The 14,135-nt window shown below is 69.2% G+C and carries 12 protein-coding genes; 10 read left to right on the top strand and 2 right to left on the bottom strand.

All coding sequences use genetic code 11. From position 1 onward, the window contains the following. Positions 1–4 precede the first annotated feature (4 nt). From CJ010_RS22135 to CJ010_RS25665, 3 genes are all read left to right on the top strand, one after another. Entirely contained in the window at positions 5–622 is a 618-nt protein-coding gene (locus CJ010_RS22135; RefSeq protein ID WP_141020057.1) for an isochorismatase family protein, read from the top strand. A gap of 120 nt (positions 623–742) precedes the next feature. Further along, positions 743–2,989: a molybdopterin cofactor-binding domain-containing protein gene (locus tag CJ010_RS22130; RefSeq protein WP_141020056.1), complete on the top strand. Its 2,247-nt coding sequence runs from the start codon at positions 743–745 to the stop codon at positions 2,987–2,989. A 109-nt stretch (positions 2,990–3,098) separates the two neighbouring features. Beyond that, on the top strand, positions 3,099–4,157 hold the full coding sequence (locus tag CJ010_RS25665) for a methyl-accepting chemotaxis protein (RefSeq protein ID WP_305764616.1): 1,059 nt from the start codon (positions 3,099–3,101) through the stop codon (positions 4,155–4,157). Between the two features lie 136 nt (positions 4,158–4,293). Here the strand turns inward: CJ010_RS25665 and CJ010_RS22120 are convergent, their stop codons facing one another. Next, positions 4,294–4,764, bottom strand: a complete 471-nt coding sequence (locus CJ010_RS22120) for a MarR family winged helix-turn-helix transcriptional regulator (protein WP_141020055.1) — start codon at positions 4,762–4,764, stop codon at positions 4,294–4,296. An 826-nt stretch (positions 4,765–5,590) separates the two neighbouring features. Here CJ010_RS22120 and CJ010_RS22115 point away from each other — a divergent pair. The 6 genes from CJ010_RS22115 (at position 5,591) to CJ010_RS22090 (ending at position 12,142) form a co-directional block, all read left to right on the top strand. Beyond that, positions 5,591–6,793, top strand: coding sequence for an ABC transporter substrate-binding protein (locus CJ010_RS22115; RefSeq protein WP_205754843.1), 1,203 nt, complete (start codon positions 5,591–5,593; stop codon positions 6,791–6,793). Continuing rightward, a complete protein-coding gene (locus CJ010_RS22110; RefSeq protein ID WP_205754842.1) occupies positions 6,793–8,706 on the top strand; it encodes an ABC transporter permease in 1,914 nt (637 codons plus the stop codon). The genes CJ010_RS22115 and CJ010_RS22110 overlap by 1 nt, the downstream gene beginning before the upstream one ends. After that, positions 8,703–9,482 carry an ABC transporter ATP-binding protein gene (locus CJ010_RS22105; RefSeq protein WP_141020052.1) on the top strand — a complete coding sequence of 260 codons (780 nt, stop codon included), beginning with the start codon at positions 8,703–8,705 and terminating at the stop codon, positions 9,480–9,482. The genes CJ010_RS22110 and CJ010_RS22105 overlap by 4 nt, the downstream gene beginning before the upstream one ends. Next, positions 9,479–10,225 (top strand): ABC transporter ATP-binding protein, encoded by a 747-nt coding sequence (locus tag CJ010_RS22100; protein ID WP_141020051.1) that lies wholly within the window; start codon positions 9,479–9,481, stop codon positions 10,223–10,225. Before CJ010_RS22105 ends, CJ010_RS22100 begins: the two co-directional genes overlap by 4 nt. Positions 10,226–10,337: 112 nt before the next feature. Continuing rightward, positions 10,338–11,075 carry a TetR family transcriptional regulator gene (locus CJ010_RS22095; RefSeq protein WP_141020050.1) on the top strand — a complete coding sequence of 246 codons (738 nt, stop codon included), beginning with the start codon at positions 10,338–10,340 and terminating at the stop codon, positions 11,073–11,075. Between the two features lie 137 nt (positions 11,076–11,212). Further along, positions 11,213–12,142: a transglycosylase SLT domain-containing protein gene (locus tag CJ010_RS22090; protein ID WP_141020049.1), complete on the top strand. Its 930-nt coding sequence runs from the start codon at positions 11,213–11,215 to the stop codon at positions 12,140–12,142. A 9-nt stretch (positions 12,143–12,151) separates the two neighbouring features. Here the strand turns inward: CJ010_RS22090 and CJ010_RS22085 are convergent, their stop codons facing one another. Further along, positions 12,152–13,018: a LysR family transcriptional regulator gene (locus CJ010_RS22085; protein WP_141020048.1), complete on the bottom strand. Its 867-nt coding sequence runs from the start codon at positions 13,016–13,018 to the stop codon at positions 12,152–12,154. Positions 13,019–13,116: 98 nt separating this feature from the next. Here CJ010_RS22085 and CJ010_RS22080 point away from each other — a divergent pair, with 98 nt between their 5' ends. Further along, a complete protein-coding gene (locus tag CJ010_RS22080; protein ID WP_141020047.1) occupies positions 13,117–14,124 on the top strand; it encodes a YeiH family protein in 1,008 nt (335 codons plus the stop codon). Positions 14,125–14,135 lie beyond the last annotated feature (11 nt).

Below are 14,135 nucleotides of genomic sequence, written 5' to 3'. Positions count from 1 at the left end.
GACCATGAGCGACGAAATCCGCACCTACGAGAAGCAGGGCTTCGGCAACACGCTGGAGCCGAAGCCGCCCTATGGCCTGCTCATCATCGACTTCGTGAACGGCTTCGCCGACCCTGAAGTGTTCGGTGGCGGCAACATCCCGCAGGCGATCGAACGCACCAAGGCCGCGCTGGCGCTGGCGCGCGAGCGCGGCTGGCCGGTGGCCCACAGCCGCATCGTCTTTGCCGACGACGCGGCCGACCGCAACATCTTCGCCATCAAGGTGCCGGGCATGGCCGGGTTGTCGGAAGACAACCCGAACAGCGCCATCGTGCCGGAACTGGCGCCGGCGCCCGGCGAACTGGTGGTGAGGAAGACCGTGCCGTCCGCCTTTTTCGCCACCGGGCTGGCGCCCTGGCTGACCCAGAAAGGCGTGCAGACCCTGCTGGTGGCCGGCTGCGTGACCAGCGGCTGCGTGCGCGCCAGCGTGGTCGATGCGATGTGCTGGGGTTTCCGTCCGCTGGTGCTGGAAGACTGCGTCGGCGATCGCGCGCTGGGGCCCCACGAGGCGAACCTGTTCGACATGCGGCAGAAGTACGCCGCGGTGATGACGCTGGACGAGGCGAAGGCGGTCATCGGCTGAGGCGCAATGCCCGTCTGGGCAGGCCGGTGGTCGCGTGTTCGCGGCCGCCGGTGGCGGAACGCCTAGAATGAAGGCCCGGTTGCCGCAGCCGCGGCCGGGTCCGTTACACGAGAACTTTCCATGATCGAACACGGCGCCACGCCCAAGGATCTCCGCCTCGCCCTGCTCGAGGCCGACGGCAGCCTGCTGGTGCTGCGTCCGCCGCAGGCCGCGCCGCGCCCGGCGCCCGGCCAGCCGGGCGTGGTTTCCGACTACGTTTCCGCCCTGCCGGACATCTTCCTCGCTCTGCGCGACGACGGCTCGGTGCTCGCCTTCAACGGCCATGTCGATCTCGGCACTGGCATCCGCACCGCGCTCGGCCAGCTGGTGGCCGAGGAGCTGGACCTGCCGATGGCGCAGGTCCAGGTGCTGCTCGGCCACACCGAGGCGGCGCCCAACCAGGGGCCGACCATCGCCAGCTCCACCATCCAGATCAGCGCCATGCCGCTGCGCCGCGCGGCGGCCCAGGCGCGTGCCTGGCTGGCGGCGCGCGCGGCCGACCGGCTGGGCGTGGCGGTGGCGGCGCTCGATGCCGCCGACGGCAGCTTCTTCGTGCGCGGGGAAGCGGCGCGGCGCATCGGCTACGGCGAACTGCTCGCCGGCGAGCGGGTGCGGCTGGCGCTGGCGACGGACTTTCCGCTCAAGCCGGCGGCAGATCATCGCCTTGTCGGGCGCAGCGCGCCACGGGTGGACATCCCGGCCAAGGCCACCGGCGCGCTCAGCTTCGTGCACGACATGCGGCTGCCCGGCATGCTGCACGGCCGGGTGATCCGCCCGCCCTATGCCGGCATCGACTGCGGCGATTTCGTCGGCCGCAGCCTGGTGAAGGTGCATGCGGACTCGATCCGCCACCTGCCCGGCATCGTCGATGTGGTGGTGATCGGCGACTTCGTCGGCGTGGTCGCCGAGCGCGAGGAGCAGGCGATCCGCGCGATGAAGGCGCTGAAGGTGGAATGGCAGCCGCTGAAGCTGCCGGTACTTGACGACATCGACGGCGCCATCCGCGCGATACCCGCAACCCGCCGGCCGCTCAAGGAAGAGGGCGACACCGACGCCGCGCTGGCCGGGGCTGCTACCGTGCTGGAGCGGCACTACGCCTGGCCCTACCAGATGCACGGCTCCATCGGCCCGTCGTGCGCGCTGGCGGACTGGCGCGCGGACGGCCTCACCGTGTGGTCCGGCACCCAGAATCCGCACATGCTGCGTGTCGACCTCGCCCGCCTGCTGAAGCGCGACGAGGGAGATATCGAGGTGGTGCGGATGGAGGCGGCCGGCTGCTACGGCCGCAACTGCGCCGACGACGTGGTCGCCGATGCCGCCCTGCTGTCGCGCGCGGTCGGCCGGCCGGTGCGGGTGCAGCTCAGCCGCGAACAGGAGCACGCCTGGGAGCCCAAGGGCGCCGGCCAGTTGATGGACGTGAAGGGCGCGCTCGCCGCCGACGGCAGCCTCGCCGCCTACGACTTCCTCACCCGCTATCCGTCCAACGACGCGCCGCTGCTGGCGCTGCTGCTCACCGGGGCGATCGAGCCGGCGCCGCGCATGCTGGAGATGGGCGACCGCACCGCGGTGCCGCCCTATGCCTATCCGAACATGCGCATCGCCTGCGACGACGTGCCCGCCATCGTGCGCGCCGGCTGGCTGCGCGGGGTGTCGGCGCTGCCCAATTCTTTCGCCCACGATTCCTTCATCGACGAACTGGCCGAGGCGGCCGGCGCCGACAAGGTGGATTTCCGCCTGCGTCACCTGCCGGACGCCCGCGCGGCCGACCTGCTGCGCGCGGTAGCGGAACGGGCGGACTGGCAGACAGGCCAGCGGGGCGGCCGCGGCCAACCGGGCGCCGACGGTCTGCTGCGCGGCCGCGGCGTCGCCTACGCACGCTACGTCCACAGCAAGTTTCCGGGCTTCGGCGCTGCCTGGTCGGCCTGGGTGATCGACGTCGCGGTCGATCCGGCGAGCGGCGCGCTCACGGTCGAGCGGCTGGTGGTGGGCCAGGACACCGGGATGATGGTGAACCCCGACGGCGTGCGCCACCAGATCCACGGCAACGTGCTGCAGACCCTGAGCCGCATGCTCAAGGAGGAAGTGCGCTTTGCGGAGGGGCGCGTCGCCGCACGCGAATGGGGCGCCTATCCCATCCTCGGTTTCGCCGAGGTGCCGCGGGTCGAGGTGCTGCTGATGCCGCGCCAGGACGAAGCGCCGCTCGGCGCCGGCGAATCTGCCTCGGTGCCGGGCGCAGCGGCGGTAGCCAACGCGCTGTTCGATGCCACCGGCGTGCGCTTCCGCCGGCCGCCCTTTACCCGCGCCTGCATCCGCGAGGCGCTGGGCTGATTCTTGCGTGGCTTTTCTCCCCGCCGGCGACCCGGTATTGCCGGTTCGCCGCGGTGAAACTGTTTCCAACCCCAAGTCGTACGACAGAGAGAGAAAAAAGGAGAAAACCATGAATCGCATCGCCGAGAACGCCCTGCTGGCGTTGGCGCTTGCGGTCGCGGCGGTGGTCGCGATCGCGGGCGGAAGCGGCGTGGCACAGGTCGGGGGCGCGCTGGCCGCGCTGTTGATCGTGCTGGCGCTGGGCTTGCGCAGGTCGGCGCCGGGCGGTGGCCGATCCGGGCTGGACGGCCGCGCCGGCGCGGCGCTTGCCGGCGCACTCGCCGCGCGCAACTGGCGCGAGGCGCAGATGCTGACCCGCGGTGCGGCGGCGGACAGCCTGGCGGCAGCCGTGGGCCAGGCGCTGCGTGCGTCTCAGGAAGAGATCGCCGGGTGCGAAGCGAGACTGGCCGAAGCCGAGCGGGCCTTGCGCGAGGCCCGCGCCCTTGCGCCGGTGACGCCCCGCATCGACGCCGCGCGGCGAGCGCTGGAAGGCCTCGGCAAGCGCGTCGAAGCGCTGTGCGTATCCCAGCGCGAGTTCTGCGAGCACCTCGGACGCGGCACCGGTGCCGCCGAGCGCGCGGCCGGGAACATCGCCACCTGCCAGCGCGCGGTGCAGGAGAGCGACGTGGCGCTGACGCAGCTGAGCGAGTACAGCGGACAGGTCGCATTGGTCTTCGCCGACCTCACCGAGCAGTCCAAGCGCATCGAGCACATCGTCTCGAGCATCCAGGAGATCGCCAGTCAGACCAATCTGCTGGCGCTCAATGCCGCCATCGAGGCCGCCCGCGCCGGCGAGGCCGGCCGTGGCTTCGCGGTGGTGGCGGACGAGGTGCGCAAGCTCGCCGAGCGGGCGGCGGTGTCGAGCAAGGAGATCGGTCAGATCGCGCAGGGGCTCAGCCAGACCGCGGCCAGTGCCGGCAGCCGGGTGGAGCAGGCCAGTTCCAGCGCCGAGCACGGCAAGAGCCGCATCGAGGTGGCCATCCGGATGATGGACGACGTCACCGAGGATGCGCGTGTGCGCATGGTGGTGCTGGAGAAATCCACCGAGTTCGCGGTGCGCCAGCGCGACGAGGGCGCCGACATCGTGCAGGGTTTCTCGACCGCGCTGGCCGAGCTGCGCACCGGCTGAAGTCCTTCGATCCGCGGCAGCCCCCGACGGGCGTCGCCGGGCCGCATGCAGCGGTCGGGCGGCGCCCGTCGGCGTCTATCGCGCGCCTGCGGCACCGCCGCCCGGGGCCCTCGCCCATTGCCTTGGGTGCGGTGGCTCAGTCGCCGTCCAGCGGTGTTGCCGTGTTCTCGTCGAAGCCGCCGATCTTGCGCAGCAGGAAGAGCAGGGCGACGCGCTCGGCCGGGTTGAGCGTGCCGAAGGTGGCTTCGGTGATCTGTTCGGCGAAGGGCACCATGCGGGTGACCAGTTCCAGCCCGTCGTCGGTCAGCGTTACCAGTACCTTGCGGCGGTCGAGCGGGTCGTGGGCGACGCTGAGCAGCTTGCGTGCTTTCAGCCGGTCGACGATGCCGCGCACCGTGGCCTGGTCGATGGCGCTGGCGCCGACGATGGTGCTGAGCGAGCAGGCGCCGTGGTCGCGCACCGCGCATAGCACCACGAACTGGGCGGCAGTGAGCTGCGAGTCCGGGATCTGTTGCTGGAAGATCGCCATGTGGCGCTGGTAGGCACGCCGCAGCAGATGGCCGACCTGTTCCGAGAAGTGATATTGCGCTTCGGCTCCGTTGTCCATGTAGGGGTCGTCTGGTGAGGTCGTATGGGGCAAAACGCGGCCTTTCTGTTGCTGTGCAACGTGCCCGCTCCGTGATGGGGAAGATGCTCGCGGCGTGCGCCGGGACGCCGAAGCATGGACGAAAACAGGCGTCCATTCAATATCTTGTTTGCACTGGCCACCGCGCGGCAGCACTCTGCCATCGAATCTAATTAAGTAAACACTGTATCAAATGCAGTGTAAGGGCCGATGGGGGCGCGATCTCCTGCGGCGGAAGGGGCACGGATTTTGTGCATTCCCAGGATCGGCGCTGATTCTCGGTCATTCATGAAGCTTATACGGAAATGCCGAATGAGTCCTCCGGGGTGCTGCAGACGCGTCGACAGTGGGCTCTGGCGATTCTTGTTCGCGCTGCGCTGCGGCAATGGCGGGATACCGCGAAAGGTTCAAGTTGGTGCGTGTAATGCACTGTTATGGTGAGAAAAATTAGCTGTTGTACGGTGCCTGTGCTTGGGGTAGATTGCGCAAAAAATGTAATAGGCACTACATGAAAATGTAGGACTGGTTACATGAAAAGAGATCCGGCAAAGCTGGACGAGGCCGTAACGGTGGCATCCAGGCCACCGCCGGCCAACCCCGACAGGAGTCGTCATGGCCCATCAGCTCCCGGCCGCGCGCGTCAAGGCGCCGGTCAGCACTCTGTTCGCTGCGCAGCCTTCGCACGTCTTCCGTTGCGGGTCGCTCGATCCGGATCCGACAAGCCGCATGGCCGCAACCCGGCACGGCGGCGCAATCCCCCGGTAGTACGCCCCCTTCCCCAACAGAGATACCCGTCAGGAGCATGACCATGAAGCTGAAATCCTCCGTCCTCGCCATTGCCCTTTCCGGCGTGCTTGGTGCCCACGCCAGCGCCTGGGCCGCCGACGTGATCAAGATCGGCGAAATCAACAGCTACAAGGCGCAGCCGGTGTTCCTCGACGCCTACAAGCGCGGCATGACCCTGGCGCTGGACGAGATCAACGCCGCCGGTGGGGTGAACGGCAAGAAGCTGGAAGTCATCACCCGCGACGACAACGCCAACCCGGGCGACGCGGTGCGCCTGGCCGAAGAGCTGCTGTCGCGCGAGGGCGTGGACCTGATCGCCGGCTCCTTCCTGTCCCACGTCGGCCTCGCGCTGGCGGACTACGCCCAGCAGCGCAAGGTCTTCTACCTCGGCACCGAGCCGCTGACCGACAAGATGGTGTGGGAGAACGGCAACCGCTACACCTACCGCATGCGCACCTCGACCTACATGCAGACCGCCATGCTGGCGGCCGAGGCGGCCAAGCTGAAGAAGAAGCGCTGGGCGCTGATCTATCCCAACTACGAATACGGCCAGTCCTCGATCGCGACCTTCAAGAAGCTGCTGAAGCAGGCCCAGCCCGACGTCGAGTTCGTCATCGAGCAGGCGCCGCCGCTGGGCAAGGTCGATGCCGGCAGCGTGGTGCAGGCGGTGGCCGATGCCAAGCCGGATGCGGTGTTCAACACCCTGTTCGGGCCCGACCTCGCCAAGTTCGTGCGCGAGGGCAACACCCGCGGCCTGTTCAAGAACATCCAGGTGATCAGCATGCTGACCGGCGAGCCGGAGTACCTCGACCCGCTGCGCGGCGAGGCGCCGGACGGTTGGATCGTCAGCGGCTACCCGCAGGATTCGCTGGAAACCCAGGAGCACAAGGCCTTCCGCAGTGCCTATGTGGCCAAGTTCAATGACTACCCGCGCCTGGGCGCGGTGGTGGGCTACAGCGCGATCAAGTCGCTCGCGGCCGGCATCAAGAAGGCGGGCGGCACCGACACCGAGAAGCTGATCGCCGCCTTCAAGGGCCTCAAGGTCGACACCCCCTTCGGCGAGATCGTCTATCGCCCGCAGGACAACCAGTCGACCATGGGCGCCTACATCGGCAAGCTCAAGAACACTGGCGACAAGGGCATCATGGTCGATTACCGCTATGTCGACGGCGCCACCGTGCAGCCTTCCGATGAAGACGTGAAGAAGATGCGCGGAGACAAATGATGAGCTCCTTCCTCGTTCAATTGCTGAACGGGTTGGCGGGCGCCTCGTCGCTGTTCCTGGTGGCGGCGGGGCTGTCGCTGATCTTCGGCGTCACGCGCATCGTCAACTTCGCCCACGGCTCGCTCTACATGCTGGGGGTGTATCTCGCCTACAGCCTGTCCGAGATCCTGGTGAGCGGTGTCGGCTTCTGGTTCTCGCTGGTGTTTTCGGCGGTGCTGGTGGGCTGCATCGGCGCACTGGTGGAAATCGTGCTGCTGCGGCGGATCTACAAGGCGCCGGAGCTCTTCCAGCTGCTTGCCACCTTCGCCCTGGTGCTGGTGATCAAGGACGCGGTGCTGTGGCTGTGGGGCCCGGAAGACCTGCTCGGCCGCCGCGCGCCCGGGCTGGAAGGCTCGATCGAGATCCTCGGCCGCAACTTCCCGACCTACGACCTGTTCCTGATCGTCATCGGCCCGGTGGTGCTGGCGCTGGTGTGGCTGCTGCTCACCCGCACGCGCTGGGGCACCCTGGTGCGCGCGGCGACGCAGGACCGCGAGATGCTGGCCGCGCTCGGCGTGCATCAGTCCTGGCTGATCACCGGCGTGTTCGCGCTCGGCGCCATGCTCGCCGGCCTCGGCGGCGCGCTGCAGCTGCCGCGCGAACCGGCCAACCTGGGCATGGACATGCTGAGCATCGGCGACGCCTTCGTGGTGGTGGTGGTGGGCGGCATGGGCTCGATCCCGGGTGCCTTCGTCGCCGCGCTCATCATCGCCGAGATCAAGGCCATCTGCATCTGGCTGGGCGACGTGAACTTCGGCCCCTTCAGCATCAGCTTCTCCAAGCTGACGCTGGTGGTCGAGTTCCTGGTGATGGCCATCGTGCTGGTGGTGCGCCCGTGGGGCCTGTTCGGTCGTCCGCAGGGTACGCCGCGCCACAGTGGTGCGCCCGAGGCGCCACTGCGTCCGGCGGGCAGGTCGCTGCGCCGCTTCGCCGTCGCACTGGTGGCCGGCATGCTGCTGCTGCCGCTGCTGCAGGGCCAGTTTCCCTACGCACTGGTGCTGTCGATCGACCTGCTGATCGCCGCGCTGTTCGCCACCAGCCTGCACTTCATCATGGGGCCGGGCGGCATGCATTCCTTCGGCCACGCGGCCTACTTCGGCCTCGGCGCCTACGCTGCCGCGCTGCTGATGAAGACCGCAGGACTGCCGATGGAAGCGGCGCTGGTGCTGGCACCGGTGGTGGCGGGCCTGGGCGCGCTGGTGTTCGGCTGGTTCAGCGTGCGTCTGTCGGGCGTCTATCTGGCGATGCTGACGCTGGCCTTCGGCCAGATCGTGTGGTCGGTGGCCTTCCAGTGGGACGACTTCACTGGCGGCTCCAACGGCATCATCGGCATCTGGCCGTCGGGCTGGGCGGCCAACCGGAGCGCTTTCTACTACCTGACCCTGGTGCTGGTGGCGGTCGGCCTGTTCGCCCTGCGCCGCATGCTGTTCTCGCCCTTCGGCTATGCGATGCGGGCCGGGCGCGATTCGGTGCTGCGTGCCGACGCCATCGGCATCGACGTCAAGCGCGTGCAGTGGATGGCCTTCGTCATCGCCGGCACCTTCGCCGGTGCTGCGGGTGCGCTCTTCGTGCTGTCCAAGGGCAGCATCTCGCCCGAGGTGCTGAACGTGACCAAGTCGGTCGACGGCCTGGTGATGGTGCTGCTCGGCGGCGTGCAGACGCTCACCGGCCCCATCGTCGGCGCGGTCAGCTTCACCTGGCTGCAGGATACGGTGGCGCGCTCCACCGACTACTGGCGCGCGCTGCTGGGCGCCATCGTGCTCTTCCTGGTGCTGGTGTTCCCGCAGGGTCTGTCCGGCTTCGTCCATGAGCTGACCGAGCGTTTCGGCCAGCGCAAGCGCCAACCCATGCTCACGCCGGAGGTCGCACGATGAGCCTGTTGCAAATACGCGGACTGCAGAAGTCCTTCGGCGGGGTGAAGGCGGTGGACGGCATCGATTTCGATGTCGCCGCCGGCGAACTGCTCGCCCTGATCGGCCCCAACGGTGCCGGCAAATCCACCACCTTCAACATGGTGAACGGCCAGCTGCGCGCGTCCGGCGGCTCGGTGAAGCTGGACGGCCGCGAGCTGGTCGGCCTCAAGCCGCGCGAGATCTGGAAGCTGGGCGTGGGCCGCACCTTCCAGATCGCCGAGACCTTCGCCTCGCTGACCGTGGTGGAAAACGTGCAGATGGCGCTGATCTCGGCGCGCGGCAAGCTGTACTCGCTGTGGTCGCGCGCGGCCGGCGAGTTCCGCAACGAGGCGCTGGAACTGCTCGAGCAGGTGGGTATGAAGGCCGACGCCGACCGCCCCTGCAGCGCGCTCGCCTACGGCGACGTCAAGCGGGTGGAACTGGCGATCGCACTCGCCAACGATCCCAAGCTGCTGCTGATGGACGAGCCCACCGCCGGCATGGCGCCCAAGGAGCGCAACGACCTGATGGCGCTGACCAAGCGCCTGGTGGTCGAACGCAAGCTGGCGGTGTTGTTCACCGAGCACAGCATGGACGTGGTCTTCGCCTACGCCGACCGCATGATTGTGCTCGCCCGCGGGCGGCTGATCGCGGCCGGGTCCGGCGAGGAGATCCGCAATCATCCCAAGGTGCAGGAAGTCTATTTCGGCAGCGGCAAGACCTTCGAGAAGCCGGCTGCCGCCAAGGAGGCCGCATGATCGACAGGGAACCGCCCGCTCCGCTGCTCACGGTGGAAGGGCTCAATGCCTGGTACGGCGCCGCCCACATCCTGTTCGACGTGGGTTTCGAGGTGAAGCGCGGCGAGGTGGTGGCGCTGATGGGGCGCAACGGCGCCGGCAAGTCCACCACCTTCAAGGCGCTGATGGGCCTGCTCGAACGCCGCAAGGGTAGCGTCAAGCTGATGGGGCAGGACATCTCCGGCCGCAGCCCGTCGCAGATCGCCCGCATGGGCCTGGGTTTCGTGCCGGAGGACCGCCGCATCTTCACCGACCTGACCATCGCCGAGAATCTGGAAGTCGGCCGCCAGGCGCCGCGGCGCTGGCCGGACGACAGTCCGGCGCCGGAATGGACGCCGGAGAAGCTCTACGCGCTCTTCCCCAACCTGCGGGAAATGGGGCCGGACCGTCCCGGCGGCCGCATGAGCGGCGGCGAGCAGCAGATGCTGACGGTGTCGCGCACGCTGATGGGCAACCCTTACCTGGTGCTGCTGGACGAACCCTCGGAAGGGGTGGCGCCGGTCATCGTCGAGCAGATGGCGCACATGATCCTGGCCTTGAAGGCGCAGGGCGTGAGCATCCTGCTGTCGGAGCAGAACGTGCATTTCGCCGAACTGGTGTCGGATCGCGCCTATGTGCTGGAGAAGGGGCAGATCCGCTTCTCCGGCACCATGGCCGAACTGGCGGAGAACGAGGACGTACGCCGTTCCTATCTGACCGTATGAGTGTCTGCGCGCGGTCCGGCCGGGCCGGTGCCGCGCGCGGGCCTGCTATGCTTGCGTCACCCGCGCATGCCGCTTGCACCGGCCGCGCGTGCCGCGACAGAGGAATCCAAGGATGAGCACTCAGAAGGCGCCGGCCCCCCGCCGCACCATCGCGAAGAAGCCCGCCGCCGAACGCACCGGCGTGCGCGAACGTTCCGCCCAGGCCACGCGCGACAACATCCTCAAGGCGGCGATCAAGGTCTTCGCCCGCCACGGCTTCGCCGGCGGCCGGGTGGAGCAGATCTCCAGCGCGGCGCGTTCCTACGACCGCATGATCTACTACTACTTCGGCAACAAGGAGCAGCTCTACGTCGAGGTGCTGGAAGAGGTCTACCGCCGCATGGACGAGGCCGAGCGCGCGCTCGACCTCGACGTCGGCCGCCCGCGCGAGGCGCTGGTCGAGGTGGTGCGCTTCGTCTGGAACTACTACCGCAAGAATCCCGAGCTCATCAGCCTGCTCAACAACGAGAACCTGCTGAAGGGCAAGCACATCAGCAAGTCGCAGCGGGCACGCGAGTATTCCTCGCCGGCGATCGCCATCCTCGACCGCATCCTCGCCCGCGGGGTGGCCGACGGCGTGTTCCGCACCGATCTGCGCGCGCGCGACCTCTACATCATGATCGCCTCGCTGGGCTACTTCTACCTGTCCAACCGCTACACGCTGTCGGCCTTCCTCGGCGAGAACCTGGACGGCGCCGAGGCGCTCGCGCACTGGGAGCAGTTCATCACCGACGCGGTGCTGCGGGTGGTGTGCGGCGATGCCGCCGGTGGCGTCGTGCCGCAGGCGCAGCTGAGCGCCGTGGCGGGCTGAACCCGCCGGCCGACTGCGGAATCGGTCACGATCGGCGGCAATCGGCGCGGGGATCATCCGCGCGGGCGGGCAGGCGTCACGGGCGGCGGTGGCGACTGCGGCTATGTTGCGGGCGTACCCCTATCCCGGTCCGTCGCATGCGCCCTCTCGCCCAGATCCGTCGCCGCTTCTTCCTGCTCGCTGCTGCACTGACGGCCGGTGTCTCGCTTGCATGGGCGGGCGATGCGCCGCCAGCGGACGATGCGCCTGCCTGGTCCGACGAACCGCCGGTGCTTGCGCGCCTGCTCGAGTCGGGCTATCGCGCCGAGCGCACCCGCCTGCCGGAACTGGCGGTAGCGCGTTACTGCGCGGCGGCGCGCGCGGGCAGCATCGAAGGCCAGTACCGTCTCGGCCGTCTCTATCTGACCGGGCGCGGCGTCACCCGCGAAGCCGCGGTGGCGGCGGCGCTGCTCGGCAGCGCGGCGCGCAACGGCCACGAACAGGCGGCAGCCCTGCTGGGCAGCGACCGGCTGGCGGCGGTCGAGCGCCTGCCCGACTGCATGCTCGACACCCGCGATGTCGCCCTTGCCGAGACCGACGAGGCGGTGCCGCACGAGGTGGTGGACCGCTACGTCCAGGCCTTGCCGGGCGACAAGCGCCGGAACGCGATGCTGGTGCAGAAGCTGGCGCCGCGCTTCGCGGTCGATCCGCGCCTGGCGCTGGCCATCGTCCGCACCGAGTCCAATTTCGACGCCGCCGCGGTGTCGCCGAAGAACGCCCAGGGCCTGATGCAGCTGATCCCGGAAACCGCAGAGCGTTTCGGCGTGCGCAACGCGCTCGACCCGGAGCAGAACGTGCGCGGCGGACTGGCCTATCTGCGCTGGCTGCTCAAGCAGTACGAGGGCGACGTGGCGCTGGCTTCGGCCGCCTACAACGCCGGCGAGGGCGCGGTGGCGCGCTTCGGCGGCGTGCCGCCCTACGCCGAAACGCAGGAATACGTGCGCCGTGTGCTCGCCTTCTACCGTTCCTCGCGCCATCGCCTGCCGGGTGCCGACCTCGCGGTGGCCGAACTGGCGGGACGCGGCTGATAACGCGCGTCAACCCGCCAGCAGCGCCTCGAAGGCCAGCGCCGACTGGCTGACCGGCCGCTGCGGCAGGCGCATGCGGTAGAGCTGGCGGCTATAGGGGCCGCCGCCGAGCGCGAAGCGGCGCACCCGGCCCAGCGCCAGCTGGTCGCGCGCGCAGATGCGCGGCACGAGGCCTAGCCCCATCCCGGCGGCCACGGCCTGCACGATGGCCTCGTTGCTCCCCACCTCCACCACCTGCGGCGCGACGATGCCGGCTTCGGCCAGGATGCGCTCCGCCGCTGCGCGGCTGCCGGAACCGCTTTCGCGCATCACCCAGGTGCGCGTTTCCGGCGCGGCGCTGTCGCCCGCCCCGCCCGGCGCTTCCCGTGGCGCGACCACGATCATCTCCTCGCTGCGCCACGGCCGGATCTCCACCCGCTTGTCGGCGACCTCGCCCTCGACCAGCGCCACGTCCACCCGGCAGTCGAGCAGCAGCTCGGTGATGCGGCGGGTGTTGGCGCTGAGCACGCTGATCTCTATGGCGGGATGGCGGGCGTGGAAGGCCACCAGGCAGGACGGCAGCCAGTAGGTGGCGATGGTGGTGCTGGCGCCGATCACCAGTCGGCCACGCTCCAGCGCGTAGTAGGACTTCACCGCCTCGTCGGCCTCGCGCTCGAGCGCGAAGATGGCGCGGCCATAGTCGTACAGGGCCTGACCGGGCGCGTTCGGCTGGAAGCGCTTGCCCTGGCGGTCGAGCAGCACGGTGTCGAGCTGGGTTTCGAGCTCCTTGACCGCCTTGGAAGTGGCCGGCTGGCTGATGCCGAGCTGGTCGGCCGCGCGCGAAAAGCTGCGGGCCTCGACCACGGTGACGAAGATGCGGAGCAGGTGCAGGTTCATGTATGAGCTGAAGTAATGAATGCCTAACTTGCATGCCATGTACGAATGGTAACGCGCTTCCTATCCTTATGCCGAACTACTGCTATCGATATACGGATATGAATATAAGCGCGGTACGGCCGGCTCCCGGCGTCCGATTCGGCCTTGCCGCCTGCGTGGCGATCACATTGTCGGCTGCGGCGCTGGCGGCGATTCCGGCGCTCGGCCGCCACGGCCTGGGCTGGCTGCCGCTGGCGGTGGCGCTTGGCATGCTGGTCGGCAACCTGTGGCCGGCGCTGCCGGAGCGCGGTCGCGCCGGGTTGGCGCTGGCGCGCGGGCCGCTGATGCGTGCCGGCATCGCGCTCTACGGCCTGCGCATCGGCCTCGACGAATTCGCCGCCGTGGGCTGGGGCGGTGCGGCGATGGCCCTGCTGATGGTCGCCTCCACCTTGCTGCTGGCGATGGCGCTTGGTCGCCGGCTCGGCCTGGATCGCCACAGCGCCCTGCTGATCGGCGCTGGCAGTGCGATCTGCGGTGCCGCAGCGGTGGCGGCTGCCGACGGCGTGCTCGGCGCGCGTGCCCGCCAGGTGGCGGCAGCGGTGGCGGCGGTGGTGCTGTTCGGCACGCTGGGCATGTACCTGCTGCCCTTGCTGTATCCGGCTCTGGATCTGTCCGGTGCCGACTTCGGCCTGTGGATAGGTCTGACGGTGCATGAACTCGGTCACGTGGTGGCGGCGGCAAGCGCGGTCGGGCCGGAGGCGGCGAGCGCCGCGCTGATCGAGAAGATGATGCGGGTGATGCTGCTGGCGCCGGCGGTGGTGTGGATCGCCTGGCTGGACGGCCGCAGCGGCGGCGGCGGACGGCTGCGGGTGCCTTTCTTCCTGTGGGCCTTCTTCGCCGCGATCGCGCTCAACGCCAGCGGCGTGCTGCCGGCTGCGGTGCAGCAGGCCGGTGCCGGGCTGGCACAGCTGCTGCTCGCGGCCGGACTCGCCGCGCTCGGCGCCGCGACCCGCTTTGCCGACGTCCGCGCGGCGGGCGGCCGGGTGTGGCTGCTGGCGGCGCTGCTGTGGGCCTACCTGCTGTTCGCCGGGTTGGGCATGGTGTATCTGCTGGCCCGGCTGGGCTGAGGCCGGCATGC

It is taken from the genome of Azoarcus sp. DD4 (assembly GCF_006496635.1).
GTDB lineage: Bacteria > Pseudomonadota > Gammaproteobacteria > Burkholderiales > Rhodocyclaceae > Azoarcus.
The sequence above is the reverse complement of the archived record's forward strand: the minus strand, read 5'-3'. Positions and strand labels throughout refer to the sequence as shown.

Bases quoted from the DNA above. Each gene is read 5' to 3' on its own strand.
- CJ010_RS22095 (WP_141020050.1), top strand. From the start codon at position 10,338: ATGAGCACTCAGAAGGCGCCGGCCCCCCGCCGCACCATCGCGAAGAAG.
- CJ010_RS22090 (WP_141020049.1), top strand. From the start codon at position 11,213: ATGCGCCCTCTCGCCCAGATCCGTCGCCGCTTCTTCCTGCTCGCTGCT.
- CJ010_RS22085 (WP_141020048.1), bottom strand. From the start codon at position 13,018: ATGAACCTGCACCTGCTCCGCATCTTCGTCACCGTGGTCGAGGCCCGC.
- CJ010_RS22130 (WP_141020056.1), top strand. From the start codon at position 743: ATGATCGAACACGGCGCCACGCCCAAGGATCTCCGCCTCGCCCTGCTC.
- CJ010_RS22120 (WP_141020055.1), bottom strand. From the start codon at position 4,764: ATGGACAACGGAGCCGAAGCGCAATATCACTTCTCGGAACAGGTCGGC.
- CJ010_RS22080 (WP_141020047.1), top strand. From the start codon at position 13,117: ATGAATATAAGCGCGGTACGGCCGGCTCCCGGCGTCCGATTCGGCCTT.
- CJ010_RS22100 (WP_141020051.1), top strand. From the start codon at position 9,479: ATGATCGACAGGGAACCGCCCGCTCCGCTGCTCACGGTGGAAGGGCTC.
- CJ010_RS25665 (WP_305764616.1), top strand. From the start codon at position 3,099: ATGAATCGCATCGCCGAGAACGCCCTGCTGGCGTTGGCGCTTGCGGTC.
- CJ010_RS22105 (WP_141020052.1), top strand. From the start codon at position 8,703: ATGAGCCTGTTGCAAATACGCGGACTGCAGAAGTCCTTCGGCGGGGTG.
- CJ010_RS22115 (WP_205754843.1), top strand. From the start codon at position 5,591: ATGAAGCTGAAATCCTCCGTCCTCGCCATTGCCCTTTCCGGCGTGCTT.
- CJ010_RS22110 (WP_205754842.1), top strand. From the start codon at position 6,793: ATGAGCTCCTTCCTCGTTCAATTGCTGAACGGGTTGGCGGGCGCCTCG.
- CJ010_RS22135 (WP_141020057.1), top strand. From the start codon at position 5: ATGAGCGACGAAATCCGCACCTACGAGAAGCAGGGCTTCGGCAACACG.